Raw genomic sequence first — 14630 nt, 5'->3', positions numbered from 1 at the left:
CGCCGGCCCCCCCCCCCCCCCCCCCCCCCCCCCCCCCCCCCCCCCCCCCCCCCCCCCCCCCCCCCCCCCCCCCCCCCCCCCCCCCCCCCCCCCCCCCCCCCGCTTATCTTGTGGGGTGCGGGGGGTGTGAAACCCCCCGCTTATCTTGTGGGGTGCGGGGGGTGTGAAGCCCCCGCTTTTCTCACCCGGTGCGGGGCCCGCCTTCCCGCTTTTCGGGTCAGCCGCGCCGTGCAGGGGGCCTCACAAGGCGCGGGCGGCTTCCAGCACCTCCTCGGCATGGCCGGCGACCTTGACCTTGGGCCAGACCCGGGCGATGCGCCCGTCGCCGTCGATCAGGAAGGTTGTGCGCTCCACCCCCCAGAACTTCTTGCCATACATCGATTTTTCGGCCCAGACGCCATAGTCCTCGCAAGTGGTGCTGCCTTCGTCCGAGGCCAGCACGATGCCCAGCCCGTGTTTGCGGCAGAACTTGTCATGGGCGGCGACGCTGTCCTTGGACACGCCGATCACGGTGACGCCTGCGGCGGCAAAGGCCTCGCGCCGGGCGGTGAAATCCAGCGCTTCGGTGGTGCAACCCGGGGTGTCGTCCTTGGGGTAGAAATAGACCACCACCTTCCCCGGCCGCAGCGCCGACAGGGTGATGCTGCCGCCGCCGTCGCGGGGCAGGGTGAAATCGGGGGCGGTGTCGCCGGGGTTCAGCATGGATCCCTCGCTTGGGGTTGACGATGTTTTGTGTTTTAGACCGCAGGATGCAAAGATAAAGCCATAGCCGGCCGCATTCGAAGGAACCGCCTGCATGACCGATGCGCAGGTCCCGCCCGTGGGGCCAGAGCCTTCGCCCCGGCGCCGCCGGCCGCGGCGCCCGGCCTTGCCGTGGCATCGGCGCCTTGGGCGTGCGGTGCTGCGGGCGGGGCTGGTGTTCGTGCTGTTCGTCGGGCTGCTGGCGGGGGCGGGCTGGCTGCTTGGCGGGCGGCCGCTGGCCTTGCCGGTCTGGCTGGTGGCCGAGGCCGAGATGCGGCTGAACAAGGCGCTGGATGGCAAGGCGGTCGCCTCGCTGGGTGGGGCCGAGGTGCTGTTCGCGCTGGACCGCCTGCCCGAGTTGCGCTTGCAGGATCTGCGGCTGGCGCGCCCCGGCGGCGGCGGCATCGTGCTGCCCGAGGCCCGGGCGCGGTTCGACGGCGCGGCCTTGCGGCGCGGCCGGGTCGAGCCCGTCGCCGTGCGCATCAGCGGCGCGCAGATCGCGCTGCGGCGCGGCCCGGACGGCCGGATCGACTTCGATTTCGGCGCCGAGGGGGCCGAGGCGCCGGCCACGCTGGCGCAATTGCTGGACCGGGTGGATGCGTTCTTCGCGGTGCCCGCGCTGGCGGCGCTGCACCGGGTGGAGGCCGACGCGCTGACCCTGACGCTGGACGACCGCCGCGCCGGCCGCGTCTGGACCGTGGGCGACGGGCGCGTGGCGTTGATCCGGGCCGAGGCGGAAACCGTGATCGACCTTGCCTTCGGGCTGGTCGGCGGCGCGGCGGGGCCGGCGACGGCGCAGGTGACCTTTGCGGTCGGGCATGGCGGGCAGGGGGCGCGACTGGCCGCGCGGGTCGATGGGGTGGCGGCCGCCGACCTTGCGGCACAGGCGCCGGTCCTGGGCTGGCTGGGGGTGCTGGAGGCGCCGATCTCGGGCGACCTGCGCGCCACCCTGGCCGCGGATGGCCGGCTCGATGCGCTGGACGGATCCCTGAGTGTCGGCGCCGGTGCCTTGCGCCCGGTAGAGGGGGCGCGGCCGGTGCCCCTGAACACCGCCGAAATCGTCTTCGGCTGGGATCCGGCGCGGTCGCGCATCACCGCGACGCGGGTGGTGGTGGACAGCCCGGCCTTGCGCCTGTCGGCGGCGGCCCATGCCGACCTGACCGGCATGGACGATGGCGTGCCCGACAGCTTTCAGGCGCAGATCCGGTTCGACGATGTGCTGGTGAACCCCGAAGGCGTGTTCGCCGAGCCGGTGCGGTTCACCCAGGGCGCGATGGACCTGCGGCTGCGGCTGGACCCGTTTTCGGTCGATCTGGGGCAACTGGCGCTGGTGGACGAAGGGCGCAACCTGCTGGCCCGCGGCGGCGTTTCGGCCGGCCGCGAGGGCTGGACCGTGGCGCTGGACCTGGAGCTCGACGCGATCCGGCACGACCGTCTGCTGGCGCTCTGGCCCGTGGGGCTGGTGCCCAACACCCGGGCCTGGCTGGTGGCGAACGTGCAGCAGGGCCTGTTGTTCGGGGTCAAGGCGGGGCTGCGGCTGCGACCCGGGCAGGAACCGCGCCTGTCGCTGGGCTACGAATTCGCCGGGGCCGATGTGCGGTTCATGCCGACCTTGCCGCCGATCCAGGGCGGGCGCGGCTATGCCAGCATCGAAGGGCAGGTTTATACTGCGGTGGTCGAGGATGGCCGCGTCACCCCGCCCGAAGGCGGCGACATCCGCGTGGCGCGGTCGGTGTTCCGGGTGCCCGATATCCGCAAGGTTCCGGCCGATGCCGAAATCACCCTGTCCACCGACAGCAGCCTGACGGCGGCCTTGTCGTTGCTGGACCAGCCGCCCTTCGGCTTTCTGGCCAAGGCGGGGTTGAAGCCCGACCTCGGCCAGGGCCGCGCGCGGCTGACCACCGAATTGCGCCTGCCGCTGGCGCGCCAGATCCGGCTGCCCGATGTGCGCTTCACCGTGCAGGGCACGCTGGAACAGGTGTGGTCCGACAAACTGGTCCCCGGCCGCGAGCTGGTGGCCGACCGGCTGGACCTGCGCGCCGACACCACCGAGATCGCCTTGACCGGGTCGGGCCGGCTGGGCAAGGCTACCTTCGATGCGCGCTGGGTGCTGCCGCTGGCCGCCGGGGCAGGCGGCGCGAGCCGCGTGACGGGGACGGTGGCGCTCGACCCCGGGTTTGCGGCCGAATTCCTGCCGGGGCTGGGAAACGGGGCGCTGAGCGGCGCCGGGCGCGCCGCCTTCGAGGTGGCCTTGCCGCGCGATGCCCCGCCGGTGCTGAGCCTGAAGTCCGACCTGGGCGGTGCGGCGGTGCGCATTGCCGACCTCGGCTGGTCCAAACCGGCGGCGACGCGGGGGCGGCTGGAGGTGACGGGGCGCCTTGCCGCGCCCGTGGTGCTGGACCGCGTGCTGCTGGAGGGGCCGGGCCTGTTGGCCGAGGGGCGGCTGGAACTGGCATCCGACGGCGGGTTGGCGCGGCTGGGCCTCGCGCGCCTGCGCCTCGGCCAATGGCTGGATGCCAAGGCGGAAATCGCCGGGCAAGGCAAGGGGCGCCCGCTGGCCGTGCGCCTGACCGGCGGCACCGCCGACCTGCGCCGCCTGCCTGCCGCCGGTGCGCCGGCGCCATCGCGGGGCACGCTGGCCGGCGGGGCGCCGCTGGAGGTGGCGCTGGACCGGGTGCAGGTCTCGGGCGGGATCGCGCTGACCGGGGTGCAGGCGCGGCTGCGCCCCGGGGCGCAAGGGCTGGACGGCACCTTTGCGGGGCGGCTGAACGGCCAGGTGCCGGTGACGGGCCGGATGCAGCCCGGTCCGCGCGGCACCGCGTTTCGCGTGCGCGCCGAAGATGGCGGCGCGGCCCTGGCGGCGGCGGGGCTGTTTGCCAAGGCGTCGGGCGGCGTGATGGATCTGGCGATCGCCCCTACCGGGCGCCCGGGGCATTACGAAGGCAGCATCGACATGACCGGGTTTCGCGTGCGCCGGATGCCCGCGCTGGCCGAGCTGCTGAACGCGGCCAGCATCGTGGGGCTGATCGACCAGCTTGCCACTTCGGGCCTCGTCTTTGCCGAGGCCAAGGGCCGCTTTCGCCTGACGCCCGCGGCGATGGAACTGACCGAGGGCCGCGCGGTGGGTGCCTCGTTCGGCGTGTCGCTGGAAGGGGTCTATTACAGCGACGAAGACCGGCTGGATCTGCGCGGCGTGATCTCGCCTTTCTACCTGATTAACGGTATCGGTGCGGTGCTGACGCGGCCCGGCGAAGGGCTGGTCGGCTTTACCTATCGCGTTCGCGGCAAGGCGGCCAACCCGCAGGTCACCGTCAACCCCTTGTCGGTGCTGGCGCCCGGGTTCTTGCGCGACTGGCTGCGCCGCCCCGCCGCAAGACTGGACAACCGATGAAACTGGACGACTTCGATTTTCACCTGCCCGAAGACCTGATCGCCACCCGACCGGCGCGGCCGCGGTCCTCGGCCCGGCTGCTGCTGGCCGAAGCCGACCGGATCGACGACCGCCACGTCTTCGACCTGCCGGGCATCCTGCGCGCCGGCGACCGGCTGGTGCTGAACAACACCCGCGTCATCCCCGCGCGGCTGACCGGGCAGCGCCGGCGCGACAGCGCGCAAGGCAGCGTTTCGGCGCGGGTGGAGATCACCCTGATGGAGCCGCAACCCGCCGGGACCTGGCGCGCGATGGCCAAGCCCTTGCGCAAGCTGGCGGCGGGGGAAACCGTGGTGTTTTCGCCCGATCTGTCGGCCAAGGTGGTGGAGCGCGGCGCCGAAGACGTGGTTCTGGCCTTCAACCTGACCGGCGACGATTTCGACGCGGCGCTGGCGCAGGCGGGGGCCATGCCCTTGCCGCCCTACATCGCCGCCCGCCGCGCCCCCGATGCGCAGGACATGGACGATTACCAGACCGTCTTTGCCCGCCATGCCGGCGCGGTGGCCGCGCCGACCGCCAGCCTGCATTTCGACGAGGCGCTGTTGCAGGCCTTGCGTGCCGCCGGCATCCAGTTCACCGAAGTGACGCTGCATGTGGGCGCCGGCACCTTTCTGCCGGTGAAGGTCGAGGATGTGACCACGCATCGCATGCATGCCGAATGGGGCGAGGTCACGCCCGAGGCCGCGGCCCAGATCAACGCCACCCGTGCCGCGGGCGGGCGGGTGATCGCCGTGGGCACCACGGCGCTGCGGCTCTTGGAAAGTGCTGCGACCGATGCCGGCGTTGCCCCCTGGGTCGGCGAGACCGACATCTTCATCTATCCCGGTTTCCGCTTCCGGGTGGTGGACGGGCTGATGACCAACTTCCACCTGCCGAAATCGACGTTGCTGATGCTGGTGTCGGCGCTGATGGGCAAGGACCGGATCGACCGCATCTATGCCCATGCGGTCGGCAACCGCTATCGCTTCTTCAGCTATGGCGATGCGTCGCTGCTGCTGCCCGACTGAGCATGTGGGCGTTCCAGCCGTCGGCCGCGCGCGTGCCTGTGGGGGCAAAGCCTGCGCGGGCCAGCAACCGGGCCGAAGGCGCGTTGTCGGGGTGGGTGTAGGCGACGATTCGGCGCAGGTCGGGCCGCAGGCCCCAGGCCAGCGCCAGCGCCTGCTGCACCGCCGCCAGCGCCAGCCCCCGGCCGCGATGCGCCCGGCCCAGCCAGTAGCTGAGTTCGGCCTCGTCGGGGGCAAGGCCCGCGCCTTGCCACAGCAGCCGCACCTGGCCGGCCGGGCCTTGTGCCGTGTCGATGCAGCGCACGAGGTGGTGCGCGGCGCCGGCAATCGCGATCAGGTCGGCCACGGTGTCGGGCGTCAGCGGTTGCGGCATGGCTTCGGGCAGGAATTGCCACAGGCCGGGGTCGTCCATCAGCGCATGGCAGGCGGCGATATCGTCGCCCGACCAGGGGCGCAGGCGCACCGGCACCTGCCGGGCCCAGACCGGCAGCACAGGGTCGTCGCCGGCATCGCGGGCGCTGGCCAGCACCAGCCCGCCTTGCGCCGGACACCAGGCAAGGGCCAGGCCATTGGCGCGGGCGGCCGCAATCTCGGCCGCGGACAGCGGCCCCGACCAGCGCGGGCGGTCCAGCACCAGATCGGCATTCAGGGGCAGGCGGAAACCGGATTGTCCTTGCATCGTCTCCTCCGGGTCAAGGGGGTGGCGGTGGCGGGCGGCGGTGGTTTCGGGATGCCGGGTTTCGGGCCGAACCTGTCGCGGTTGTGACGGACGGCCCCTTGCCCCCGGCGTTAGGGTTGGAAATAGCCGGAATCGTCGCCCGATCCTCGGGCCGAGTCCACTGACAAACCCGTTATCGGCGCGCCTGGCGCGCCGCAGGAGACACCATGCTGAAGGTTCTGGGCACATCGTGGCCGCTGCTGCTGGGGGTGATGCTGCTGATGGTGGGCAACGGTGTGCAAGGCTCGTTGCTGGGGATCCGCGGGTCGATCGAAGGGTTCTCGACCTGGGAAATGTCGTTCGTGATGTCGGCCTATTTCCTGGGCTTTCTGGGCGGGTCGCGGCTGGCGCCCGGCATGATCCGGCGGGTGGGGCATGTGCGGGTGTTCGCGGCGCTGGGGTCGCTGATTTCGGCGGTGCTGGTGCTTTACCCGGTCATCCCCGATGTCGCCGCATGGACGATCATGCGGGTGGTGATCGGGTTCTGCTTTTCGGGCGTCTATGTCACCGCGGAAAGCTGGCTCAACAACGCCTCGGCCAACGAGACGCGGGGGCAGGCGCTGTCGCTTTACATGATCGTGCAGATGATCGGCATCATTGCCAGCCAGGCGCTGCTCAACGCGGGCGATCCTTCGGGGTTCTTGCTGTTCATCATTCCGTCGGTGCTGGTCAGCCTTGCCTTCACGCCGATCCTGCTGGCGGCCACGCCGGCGCCGGTGTTCGACACCACGCAGAGGCTGGGGTTCCGGCGGCTGTTCCAGGTGTCGCCGCTGGGCTGCGCGGGCATGCTGATGACCGGCGGGGTCTATTCGGCGATGTTCGGCATGGCCTCGGTCTGGGGGATGATGGAAGGGCTGTCGGTGCCGCAGATCTCCATCTTCATCGGGGCGATGTATGTGGGTGGGCTGGTGCTGCAATACCCCATCGGCTGGGTGTCCGACCGGATGGACCGTCGCACGGTGATCCTGCTGTTGTCCTTTGCCGGGGCGGGGTCGATGTTCCTCGCGGCGGCGGTGGATGCGGGTTTCGTGCTGCTGGTGGCGCTGAGCCTTGCGCTGGGCGGCATCGTCAACCCGCTGTATTCGCTGCTGATCGCGCATACCAATGACTTTCTGGGCAAGGAGGAGATGGCCGGTGCTTCGGCGGGGCTGCTGTTCCTCAACGGGCTCGGGGCCATTGCCGGGCCGCTGGTCACCGGCTGGATGATGGAAACCATCGGCCCGCGCGGGTTCTTCCTGTTCATCGGGGTGCTGCTGGGGGCGCTGGGGCTTTACGGGCTGTGGCGCATGACGCGGCGGGCGACGCCGCGCGGGGCGCCGGGCTTTGCGCCGATTACGCCCAATGCCTCGGCGCTGGCGGTGGAAGCGGTGCTGGACCGCCCCAGCGAAGCCTCTGCGCGCTGAGATTGCGCGGCGGCGCGGAACCTGCCACTCTGGCCCGGAACGCGGAGGGGTGGGATGAGCGATCCGGTCACGGTGCTGGACTATTGGCTGGGCGAGCTGGGCCCCGAAGGCTGGTATGCCGGCGGCGCCGATCTGGATGCCGAGATCCGCGACCGTTTTGCCGACCTGTGGCAGGCGGCGGCCGACGGGGGCCTTGACCACTGGGTCGAAGGGCCGGCGGGGGCGCTGGCCTTCATCGTGGTGACGGACCAGTTTCCGCGCAACATGTGGCGCGGCACGGCGCGCGCCTTTGCCACCGATGCCGCCGCCCTGGCCGCCGCCCGCACCGCCCTGACCGCCGGGTGGGACATGGCCGCCCCCGAACCCGAACGGCAGTTCTTCTATCTGCCGCTGATGCATTCCGAAGCCATGCAGGACCAGCTCGACTGTATTCGTTTGATGGCTGAACGAATGCCGGAAACCGGCGAGTCCAACCACCTGCACGCCAGGGCCCACGCCGAGGTGATCCGCCGTTTCGGCCGCTTCCCCTATCGCAACGCGGCGCTGGGGCGCGACACGACGGCCGAGGAGGCGGCATTTCTGGCTGCCGGCGGCTATGCCTTGGTGGTCGAGGCGCTGAAAGCGGCCGGGAATTGAGGCGATGCGCCAGCCATGCACGCTTTGCATGGCGGTGTGGCATTGCTGCAATTGCTCGGTCCAGGAAAATAGTTTAACGGTAAACCACTTTTCCAAGGGAGGGAAGAATGGCCGCCAGAAACTTCGACATGATCGTGATCGGGGCCGGCCCCGGGGGCTATGTCGCCGCCATCCGGGGGGCGCAGCTGGGCCTGTCGGTCGCCATCGTGGAACGCGAGCATCTGGGCGGCATCTGCCTGAACTGGGGCTGCATCCCGACCAAGGCGCTGCTGCGGTCGTCCGAAGTGTTCCACCTGATGCATCGGGCCAGGGAATTCGGGCTGAAGGCCGACAACATCGGCTATGACCTCGATGCCGTGGTGGCCCGGTCGCGCGGCGTGGCCAAGCAGCTGGCGGGCGGCATCGGCCATCTGATGAAGAAGAACAAGGTGACCGTGGTCATGGGCACGGCCACGCTGCCGGCGCCGGGCATGGTCAGCGTCAAGACCGACAAGGGGGTGGAGGATCTGACCGCCCCCGCCATCGTGCTGGCCTCCGGCGCGCGGGCGCGCGAGTTGCCGGGGCTGGAGGCGGATGGCGACCGGGTCTGGACCTACAAGCACGCGCTGGTGCCGAAGCGGATGCCCAAGGATCTGCTGGTGATCGGCTCGGGCGCCATCGGGATCGAATTTGCCAGCTTCTACAACACGCTGGGCGCGAAAACGACCGTGGTCGAGGTGATGGACCGCATACTGCCGGTGGAGGATGCCGAGATCGCGGCCTTTGCGAAAAAGCAGTTCGTCAAGCAGGGCATGACGATTCTGGAAAAGGCGACCGTGAAGAAGCTGGACCGCGACGCCACCGGCGTCACCGCGCATATCGACCAGGGCGGCAAGGTGGAAACCCGCCGGTTCGACACGGTGATTTCGGCCGTGGGCATCGTCGGCAATGTCGAAGGGCTGGGGCTGGAGGCGCTGGGGGTCAAGGTGGACCGCACCCATGTCGTCACCGACGCCCACTGCCGGACCGGGGTGAAGGGCCTTTATGCCATCGGCGACATCGCCGGTGCGCCCTGGCTTGCGCACAAGGCCAGCCATGAAGGCGTGATGGTGGCCGAACTGATCGCGGGCCAGCATCCGCACCCGATCAAGCCCAACAGCATCGCCGGTTGCACCTATTGCCACCCGCAGGTCGCAAGCGTCGGCCTGACCGAGGAAAAGGCCAGGGCGGCCGGGCATGAGGTGAAGGTCGGCCGCTTCCCCTTCCTCGGCAACGGCAAGGCCATTGCCCTGGGCGAACCCGAAGGGCTGGTCAAGACCGTGTTCGATGCCAAAACCGGCGAATTGCTGGGCGCGCACATGGTCGGCGCGGAAGTCACGGAACTGATCCAGGGTTATGTGGTGGGACGCACGCTGGAGACGACCGAGGCCGAGCTGATGGAAACCGTGTTCCCGCATCCGACCCTGTCGGAAATGATGCACGAGGCGGTGCTGGACGCCTACGGCCGCGCGCTGCATTTCTGAGCCGCGCGGTCGCGCTCAGGCGGGGCTGCCTCTGGCGGGCAACCGGTCGGCCATCGGCTCCCACCCTTCGCCCGAGACGATCAGGCAGGTGCGCCCGTCGGGCAGGGTGACGGTGACCGTCCAGCTGCCGGTGCGGGCCGAGGCGAACAGTTCCACCACCGACGAGGGGCCGGCCAGGCCCATGCCGCGGCGGGTTTCGTGGTATTTGTCCGACAGCACCGCCAGCACCTCGGCCCGGGGGCCGCAGGTTTGCGGCATCGTCTGGCCGTGGCTGGCATGGGTGGCCAGGATCAGCCCGGCAAAGCCGAGCGAAAGCGCAAAGAGTCGGTCCATCGGTCTGCCTTTCGTCTTGGCGGTGCCCGGCGCCGGACCGGGGCGGTCCGGCGGCTGGCGGCCGCAGGTTTCGGGGTTTCGTGCCGCGCCCGGGGGGGCGCATGGGGAAAGCCTGCCGCACAGGTGCCAAGAACGGGTTAACCCGCCGCACGCCGAAGGCGCCGCATCGCAGCGAAAACGGGCTTGCGGAATCGGTCGCAGACGTGATCCATGACGCAACAAAATTACGAGGGTAGAATCATGGACCTGCAAGCCCGCCCCTGGCGTTCGGTGCTGTATATCCCCGGCTCGAAGGAGCGCGCGCTGGAAAAGGCGGCCGGTCTGCCGACCGATGCCATCATCTTCGATCTGGAAGATGCGGTCGCGGCCGAGGAAAAGCCCCGCGCCCGGGCGCTGCTGGCCGAAACCCTGCGGACCCGCGATTTCGGCGGCCGCGCCCGCATCGTGCGCATCAACGGGCTCGGCACCGCCTGGGGCGCCGACGATGTGGCGGCGATGGTCGGCGTGCCGCTGGAAGCGGTGCTGATCCCCAAGGTCGACAGCGCCGCCGATGTGCAGGCGGTGGCCGACCGGATCCCGGACGTGGACCTGTGGGCGATGATGGAAACCCCGCTGGGCATGCTGAACGCCGCAGGGATTGCGGCGCACCCGCGGCTCACGGGCATGGTGATGGGCACCAACGACCTGGCCAAGGATCTGGGCACCCGCTTTCGCCCCGACCGCCTGCCGCTGCTGACCGGGCTGGGCCTGTGCCTGCTGGCGGCGCGGGCGCATGGCGTGACCATCGTGGACGGCGTTTACAACGCCTTCAAGGATGCCGAGGGCCTGCGCGCCGAATGCGTGCAGGGCCGCGACATGGGGTTCGACGGCAAGACGCTGATCCACCCCGACCAGCTGGCGGTGGCCAACGAGGTCTTTGCCCCGTCGGAGGCGGAAATCGACCTGGCCCGCCGCCAGATCGCGGCCTTCGAGGCCGCACAGGCCGCCGGGCAGGGGGTTGCGGTTGTGGATGGCAAGATCGTGGAAAACCTGCATATCGTCACCGCACGGGCAACGCTGGCCAAGGCGGCTGCGATTGCCGCGATGGCAGGCTGACCCCTGCCGCAGCAAGCGAAGGGCTGGCGATGTATCTGACGATCCTGATTTTCGGCGTGGCGCTCTGGTGGGGCGCGCATCTGTTCAAGCGGTTGGCGCCCGAGGCGCGGGCGGCGATGGGCGACAAGGGCAAGGGCCTGATGGCGGTGCTGCTGCTGGCGTCGATCGTGCTGATGGTGGTGGGCTATCGCGGGGCCGATGTCACGGTGCTGTGGACGGCGCCTGCGTTTTTCACCCATATCAACAACCTGCTGGTCCTGCTGGCCTTTTACCTGTTCGCGGCCGATGGCCTGAAGGCGCGGGCGGCCATTTCCATGCCCAACCCGCAGTTGACCGGGTTCAAGTCCTGGGCCCTGGCGCATCTGCTGGTGAACGGCGATGTGGCGAGCGTCATTCTGTTCGGCGGTCTGCTGGCCTGGGCGGTGGTCGAGGTGATCGTGCTCAAGCGGGCGGGCGTGCGGCCGGCGCAGCGGCCTTGGGGCGGGGTCAGGGCCGAGGGCATCGCGCTGGTGGCGACGGTGGTTCTGGTTGGCGTCGTCGGCTGGATCCACAACTGGCTGGGTTACTGGCCCTTCGGGTGATGCGATGAAGCTGTATCGACTGCTGACCGACGACGACACATCGGCCTTCTGTCACAAGGTGACGGCGGCCTTGAACAAGGGCTGGGTGCTGCATGGCAGCCCGTCCTATGCCTTCGACGCGGCGCGCGGGGTGATGCGCTGCGCGCAGGCGGTGGTGAAGGATGCGCCGGGCACCTACACGCCCGAGACGAAACTGGGCGAGCAGTAAGGCGCGCTGCCCCCCGGTCGGGCCCACCCCGGGCCCGACTGCCCCCGCGATATTCCGGAACAGATACAGGAGCAGGGCCGTGAAGACCAATCCGGGCCGTTTTTTCGAGGATTACCGGGTGGGCGAGGTGATCCGCCATGCGGTGCCGCGCACGCTGTCGGGGGGCGAGCGGGCGCTGTATCATGCGCTTTATCCCGCGCGGCACGCGCTGTATTCCTCGGATGCCTTCGCGCGGGCCTGCGGGTTGCCGGCCAGCCCGCTGGACGATCTGATCGCGTTTCACACCGTGTTCGGCAAGACCGTGCCCGACATCAGCCTGAACGCGGTAGCGAACCTTGGCTATGCCGAAGGGCGCTGGCTGGCGCCGGTATACCCGGGCGACACGATCCGGTCGGAATCGGAGGTGATCGGGGTCAAGGAAAACTCCAACGGGCAATCGGGCAACGTCTATGTCCGCACCCGGGGCCTGAACCAGCACGGCGAGGCGGTGCTGGAGTATGTGCGCTGGGTGATGGTGCGCAAGCGCCGCGTCGAGGCGCCCGCGCCGCCGGCGGTGGTGCCGGAGCTGCGCAAGGTGGTTGCGGCGCAGGATCTGGTGGTGCCGCAGGGGCTGGATTTTTCGGCCTATGATTTTGCGCTGGCAGGCGAGCGGCACCGCTGGGGCGATTACGAGATCGGCGAGACGATCGACCATGTGGACGGCGTGACCATCGAGGAGGCCGAGCACATGCTGGCCACGCGCCTGTGGCAGAACACCGCCAAGGTGCATTTCGATGCCACCTTCCGCCCCGACGGGCGGCGGCTGATCTATGGCGGGCATGTCATCAGCCTGGCCCGCGCGCTGTCGTTCAACGGCTTGGCCAATGCGCAGATGCTGGTGGCGCTGAACGCAGGCGCCCATGCCAACCCCTGCTTTGCCGGCGACACGGTGCGCGCCTGGTCCGAGGTGCTGGACAAGGCCGAGACCGCGGCCCCCGGGGTGGGGGCGCTGCGGCTGCGGCTGGTGGCAGCGAAAGCCGGGGCGGCGCCGTTTGCGCTGAAAGGGGCCGATGGCAAATACCTGCCGGAGGTGTTGCTGGACCTCGACGTCTGGGCGTTGATTCCTCGTTGACGCGACGGTTTCGGTGGGGCTCGCCAGACAGGTTGTGCCCGGTTTTCGGGCATCTGGCCCTGATGCTGCACTGCGGCGTTGCACGGCGGGAACAGGGCGTGTCCTGGCTGCATCAGCGGCAGGATTTGCCGCGCCCCCCTCTGTTCGACACGCCTTCGTCATGGTTCTGTCAAGGCTGCGAAACGCTTAAACAACGTGCACCCGATGCGCAAGTTCCTGACCTCGACCGCTCTCGCCGCCGCCGCGCTGGCTGCCCCGTCTCTGGCCGCCGCGCAGGGCCTTTCGTTCTCGGGCGGTGTCACGCTGACCAGCGAATACGTTGCCAACGGCCTCAAGCAAAGCGACGGCCCGGCGTTCCAGCCCTGGATCGAAGGCGAGATCAACGGCTTCTACTTCGGTGCCTGGATGTCGAACGTGGATCGGGTCATCACCGGCTCGTCGTCGGAAATCGACCTCTACTTCGGCTATCGCAACGAAGTCGGCAAGTTCAGCTACGACATCGGCTATGCGCGCTATTTCTACCGGAACCCGCGCGTGAACTGCTGCGGCGAGATCATCGGCAACTTTGGCTATGCTGCGACCGATGCGCTGAGCCGGGCTTGCGCGTGGCGCATGACCCGAGCGCCAAGGTCACCAACACCAGCCTGTCGATGGGCTATGCCATCAACGACAAGCTGTCGCTTGAGGCGAAATACGGCAAGATCAACAAGGGCGGCCACAAATACTGGTCGGTGGGTGGCAGCTATGCCATCAACGACAACTTCGGTATCGGTTTGGCCTATCATGACACCAACATCTCCAAAGGGCTTGCGGTTCTTTCGCTGGATTACAGCTTCTCGTTCCGCTGATCGGACGACATGATTGCCCGGCGGGCCGCGACGCGAGTCGCGGCCCGTTCGCATTTGCGGCATGGCCGCCTCTCATGCCGTGATCACACGCAATTTTTTTGTGATCGCAAAGTGGCATTTTTCCGCTGTTAGCGCCGCATCGCCCGTGATTGCAGCCGCTTGGCACGTGACAGGCGCGTGAAATGCGCTATGAAAAGGCCAAAGACAGCGGCAGGCACCCGCTGCCAGCAAAAGGGAACCCAGCGATGGCCGAGACGAAACGGGTGGAACGCCCCCTGTCGCCGCATCTGCAGATCTATCGTCCGCAAATCACCTCGATCAGTTCGATTCTGACCCGGATCTCCGGAAACGGGCTGATCGTCGCGGTGGTTCTGGCCGTGTGGTGGTTGCTGGCCGCCGCCACGGGCGATGCCTATTTCGCCACCGCCGATGCGGTGGTGCGGTCGTGGTTCGGCAAGCTGGTGTTCCTCGGGTCGATCTGGGCGGTCTGGTACCACTACCTCGCCGGCCTGCGGCACCTTTACTACGATGCCGGCAAGGGGCTGGACATTCCCACCGCCGAAAAGCTTGGCTGGGCCTGCATCATCGGGTCGGTCGTGCTGACCGTGCTTACCGTCATCATTCTCTGAGGAAACTGCCATGCGCTACCTGACCGATCGCAAGCGCGCCGAAGGCAAGGGCGCCTCGGGCACCGGGACCGAACACCACTGGTCGATGCAGGTGTCGGCCGTGGGGCTGGCGCTGCTGGTGCCGGCTTTTGTCTATGTCTTCGGCTCGGCCCTGGGCGGCACGCGCGAAGAGGTGCTGGCCACGTTCTCTCGTCCGTTCCCGGCCATCCTGACCGCGCTGGTGCTGGTGGTGGGGATGCAGCATTTCCGCAAGGGTGCGCAGATGATGATCGAGGACTATGCCCGCGGCACCGCGCGCAAGGTCGCCGTCATCGCGGTGACCGCGCTCAGCTACACCATCGTTGCGACCGGCCTTTACGCTTTGGTCAAGATCGCGCTCTGAAGGACGAAA

15 protein-coding genes and 1 pseudogene are annotated in these 14630 nt (G+C 69.0%); 13 read left to right on the top strand and 3 right to left on the bottom strand.

The genetic code is table 11. The features are described 5' to 3' along the window. Positions 1-240: 240 nt before the first annotated feature. Positions 241-702: a peroxiredoxin gene (locus ACK4S2_RS08490; RefSeq protein WP_409622907.1), complete on the bottom strand. Its 462-nt coding sequence runs from the start codon at positions 700-702 to the stop codon at positions 241-243. A gap of 94 nt (positions 703-796) precedes the next feature. Here ACK4S2_RS08490 and ACK4S2_RS08485 point away from each other — a divergent pair, with 94 nt between their 5' ends. After that, entirely contained in the window at positions 797-4132 is a 3336-nt protein-coding gene (locus tag ACK4S2_RS08485) for a hypothetical protein (RefSeq protein ID WP_409622904.1), read from the top strand. Further along, a complete protein-coding gene (gene queA / locus ACK4S2_RS08480; protein WP_409622901.1) occupies positions 4129-5178 on the top strand; it encodes a tRNA preQ1(34) S-adenosylmethionine ribosyltransferase-isomerase QueA in 1050 nt (349 codons plus the stop codon). The genes ACK4S2_RS08485 and queA overlap by 4 nt, the downstream gene beginning before the upstream one ends. On the opposite strand, the gene ACK4S2_RS08475 is transcribed toward queA, so the two are convergent. Continuing rightward, positions 5141-5854, bottom strand: coding sequence for a GNAT family N-acetyltransferase (locus ACK4S2_RS08475; protein ID WP_409622898.1), 714 nt, complete (start codon positions 5852-5854; stop codon positions 5141-5143). The genes queA and ACK4S2_RS08475 overlap by 38 nt on opposite strands. A gap of 206 nt (positions 5855-6060) precedes the next feature. On the opposite strand from ACK4S2_RS08475, the gene ACK4S2_RS08470 reads away from it, so the two are divergent. The 3 genes from ACK4S2_RS08470 (at position 6061) to lpdA (ending at position 9434) form a co-directional block, all read left to right on the top strand. Further along, complete coding sequence (locus tag ACK4S2_RS08470) at positions 6061-7296, top strand: MFS transporter (protein ID WP_409622895.1); 1236 nt, start codon at positions 6061-6063, stop codon at positions 7294-7296. A gap of 54 nt (positions 7297-7350) precedes the next feature. Then, positions 7351-7932 (top strand): DUF924 family protein, encoded by a 582-nt coding sequence (locus ACK4S2_RS08465; RefSeq protein ID WP_409622892.1) that lies wholly within the window; start codon positions 7351-7353, stop codon positions 7930-7932. Between the two features lie 107 nt (positions 7933-8039). Beyond that, positions 8040-9434, top strand: coding sequence for a dihydrolipoyl dehydrogenase (gene lpdA, locus ACK4S2_RS08460; protein WP_409622890.1), 1395 nt, complete (start codon positions 8040-8042; stop codon positions 9432-9434). 15 nt (positions 9435-9449) lie between these two features. Here lpdA and ACK4S2_RS08455 read toward each other — a convergent pair whose 3' ends face one another. Continuing rightward, positions 9450-9767, bottom strand: a complete 318-nt coding sequence (locus ACK4S2_RS08455; RefSeq protein ID WP_409622887.1) for a hypothetical protein — start codon at positions 9765-9767, stop codon at positions 9450-9452. A 240-nt stretch (positions 9768-10007) separates the two neighbouring features. Between ACK4S2_RS08455 and ACK4S2_RS08450 the strand changes: the two genes are divergently transcribed. From ACK4S2_RS08450 to sdhD, 8 genes and pseudogenes are all read left to right on the top strand, one after another. Beyond that, positions 10008-10862 carry an HpcH/HpaI aldolase/citrate lyase family protein gene (locus ACK4S2_RS08450; protein WP_409622884.1) on the top strand — a complete coding sequence of 285 codons (855 nt, stop codon included), beginning with the start codon at positions 10008-10010 and terminating at the stop codon, positions 10860-10862. Between the two features lie 35 nt (positions 10863-10897). Beyond that, on the top strand, positions 10898-11443 hold the full coding sequence (locus ACK4S2_RS08445) for an NnrU family protein (protein WP_409622913.1): 546 nt from the start codon (positions 10898-10900) through the stop codon (positions 11441-11443). A 4-nt stretch (positions 11444-11447) separates the two neighbouring features. Further along, positions 11448-11651, top strand: a complete 204-nt coding sequence (locus tag ACK4S2_RS08440; RefSeq protein WP_409622881.1) for a DUF1737 domain-containing protein — start codon at positions 11448-11450, stop codon at positions 11649-11651. 79 nt (positions 11652-11730) lie between these two features. Further along, entirely contained in the window at positions 11731-12762 is a 1032-nt protein-coding gene (locus ACK4S2_RS08435) for a MaoC family dehydratase (protein WP_409622878.1), read from the top strand. Positions 12763-12966: 204 nt separating this feature from the next. Beyond that, positions 12967-13329 (top strand): annotated as a pseudogene (locus tag ACK4S2_RS08430) (TorF family putative porin); the annotation flags it as partial. Positions 13330-13367: 38 nt separating this feature from the next. Beyond that, a complete protein-coding gene (locus ACK4S2_RS08425) occupies positions 13368-13610 on the top strand; it encodes a hypothetical protein (protein ID WP_409622916.1) in 243 nt (80 codons plus the stop codon). Between the two features lie 245 nt (positions 13611-13855). Continuing rightward, positions 13856-14239 carry a succinate dehydrogenase, cytochrome b556 subunit gene (gene sdhC / locus ACK4S2_RS08420; protein WP_409622875.1) on the top strand — a complete coding sequence of 128 codons (384 nt, stop codon included), beginning with the start codon at positions 13856-13858 and terminating at the stop codon, positions 14237-14239. A 10-nt stretch (positions 14240-14249) separates the two neighbouring features. Continuing rightward, positions 14250-14621, top strand: a complete 372-nt coding sequence (gene sdhD, locus ACK4S2_RS08415; RefSeq protein WP_409622871.1) for a succinate dehydrogenase, hydrophobic membrane anchor protein — start codon at positions 14250-14252, stop codon at positions 14619-14621. The last annotated feature ends 9 nt before the right edge of the window (positions 14622-14630 follow it).

The sequence above is a fragment of the Gemmobacter sp. genome (assembly GCF_046292685.1).
In the GTDB taxonomy this organism is placed as follows: Bacteria; Pseudomonadota; Alphaproteobacteria; order Rhodobacterales; family Rhodobacteraceae; genus Wagnerdoeblera.
The sequence above is the reverse complement of the archived record's forward strand: the minus strand, read 5'-3'. Positions and strand labels throughout refer to the sequence as shown.

What these genes read in the sequence shown, in the direction of transcription:
- ACK4S2_RS08490 (WP_409622907.1), bottom strand. Translation starts at nt 702, where the DNA reads ATGCTGAACCCCGGCGACACCGCCCCCGATTTCACCCTGCCCCGCGAC.
- ACK4S2_RS08485 (WP_409622904.1), top strand. Translation starts at nt 797, where the DNA reads ATGACCGATGCGCAGGTCCCGCCCGTGGGGCCAGAGCCTTCGCCCCGG.
- queA (WP_409622901.1), top strand. Translation starts at nt 4,129, where the DNA reads ATGAAACTGGACGACTTCGATTTTCACCTGCCCGAAGACCTGATCGCC.
- ACK4S2_RS08475 (WP_409622898.1), bottom strand. Translation starts at nt 5,854, where the DNA reads ATGCAAGGACAATCCGGTTTCCGCCTGCCCCTGAATGCCGATCTGGTG.
- ACK4S2_RS08470 (WP_409622895.1), top strand. Translation starts at nt 6,061, where the DNA reads ATGCTGAAGGTTCTGGGCACATCGTGGCCGCTGCTGCTGGGGGTGATG.
- ACK4S2_RS08465 (WP_409622892.1), top strand. Translation starts at nt 7,351, where the DNA reads ATGAGCGATCCGGTCACGGTGCTGGACTATTGGCTGGGCGAGCTGGGC.
- lpdA (WP_409622890.1), top strand. Translation starts at nt 8,040, where the DNA reads ATGGCCGCCAGAAACTTCGACATGATCGTGATCGGGGCCGGCCCCGGG.
- ACK4S2_RS08455 (WP_409622887.1), bottom strand. Translation starts at nt 9,767, where the DNA reads ATGGACCGACTCTTTGCGCTTTCGCTCGGCTTTGCCGGGCTGATCCTG.
- ACK4S2_RS08450 (WP_409622884.1), top strand. Translation starts at nt 10,008, where the DNA reads ATGGACCTGCAAGCCCGCCCCTGGCGTTCGGTGCTGTATATCCCCGGC.
- ACK4S2_RS08440 (WP_409622881.1), top strand. Translation starts at nt 11,448, where the DNA reads ATGAAGCTGTATCGACTGCTGACCGACGACGACACATCGGCCTTCTGT.
- sdhC (WP_409622875.1), top strand. Translation starts at nt 13,856, where the DNA reads ATGGCCGAGACGAAACGGGTGGAACGCCCCCTGTCGCCGCATCTGCAG.
- sdhD (WP_409622871.1), top strand. Translation starts at nt 14,250, where the DNA reads ATGCGCTACCTGACCGATCGCAAGCGCGCCGAAGGCAAGGGCGCCTCG.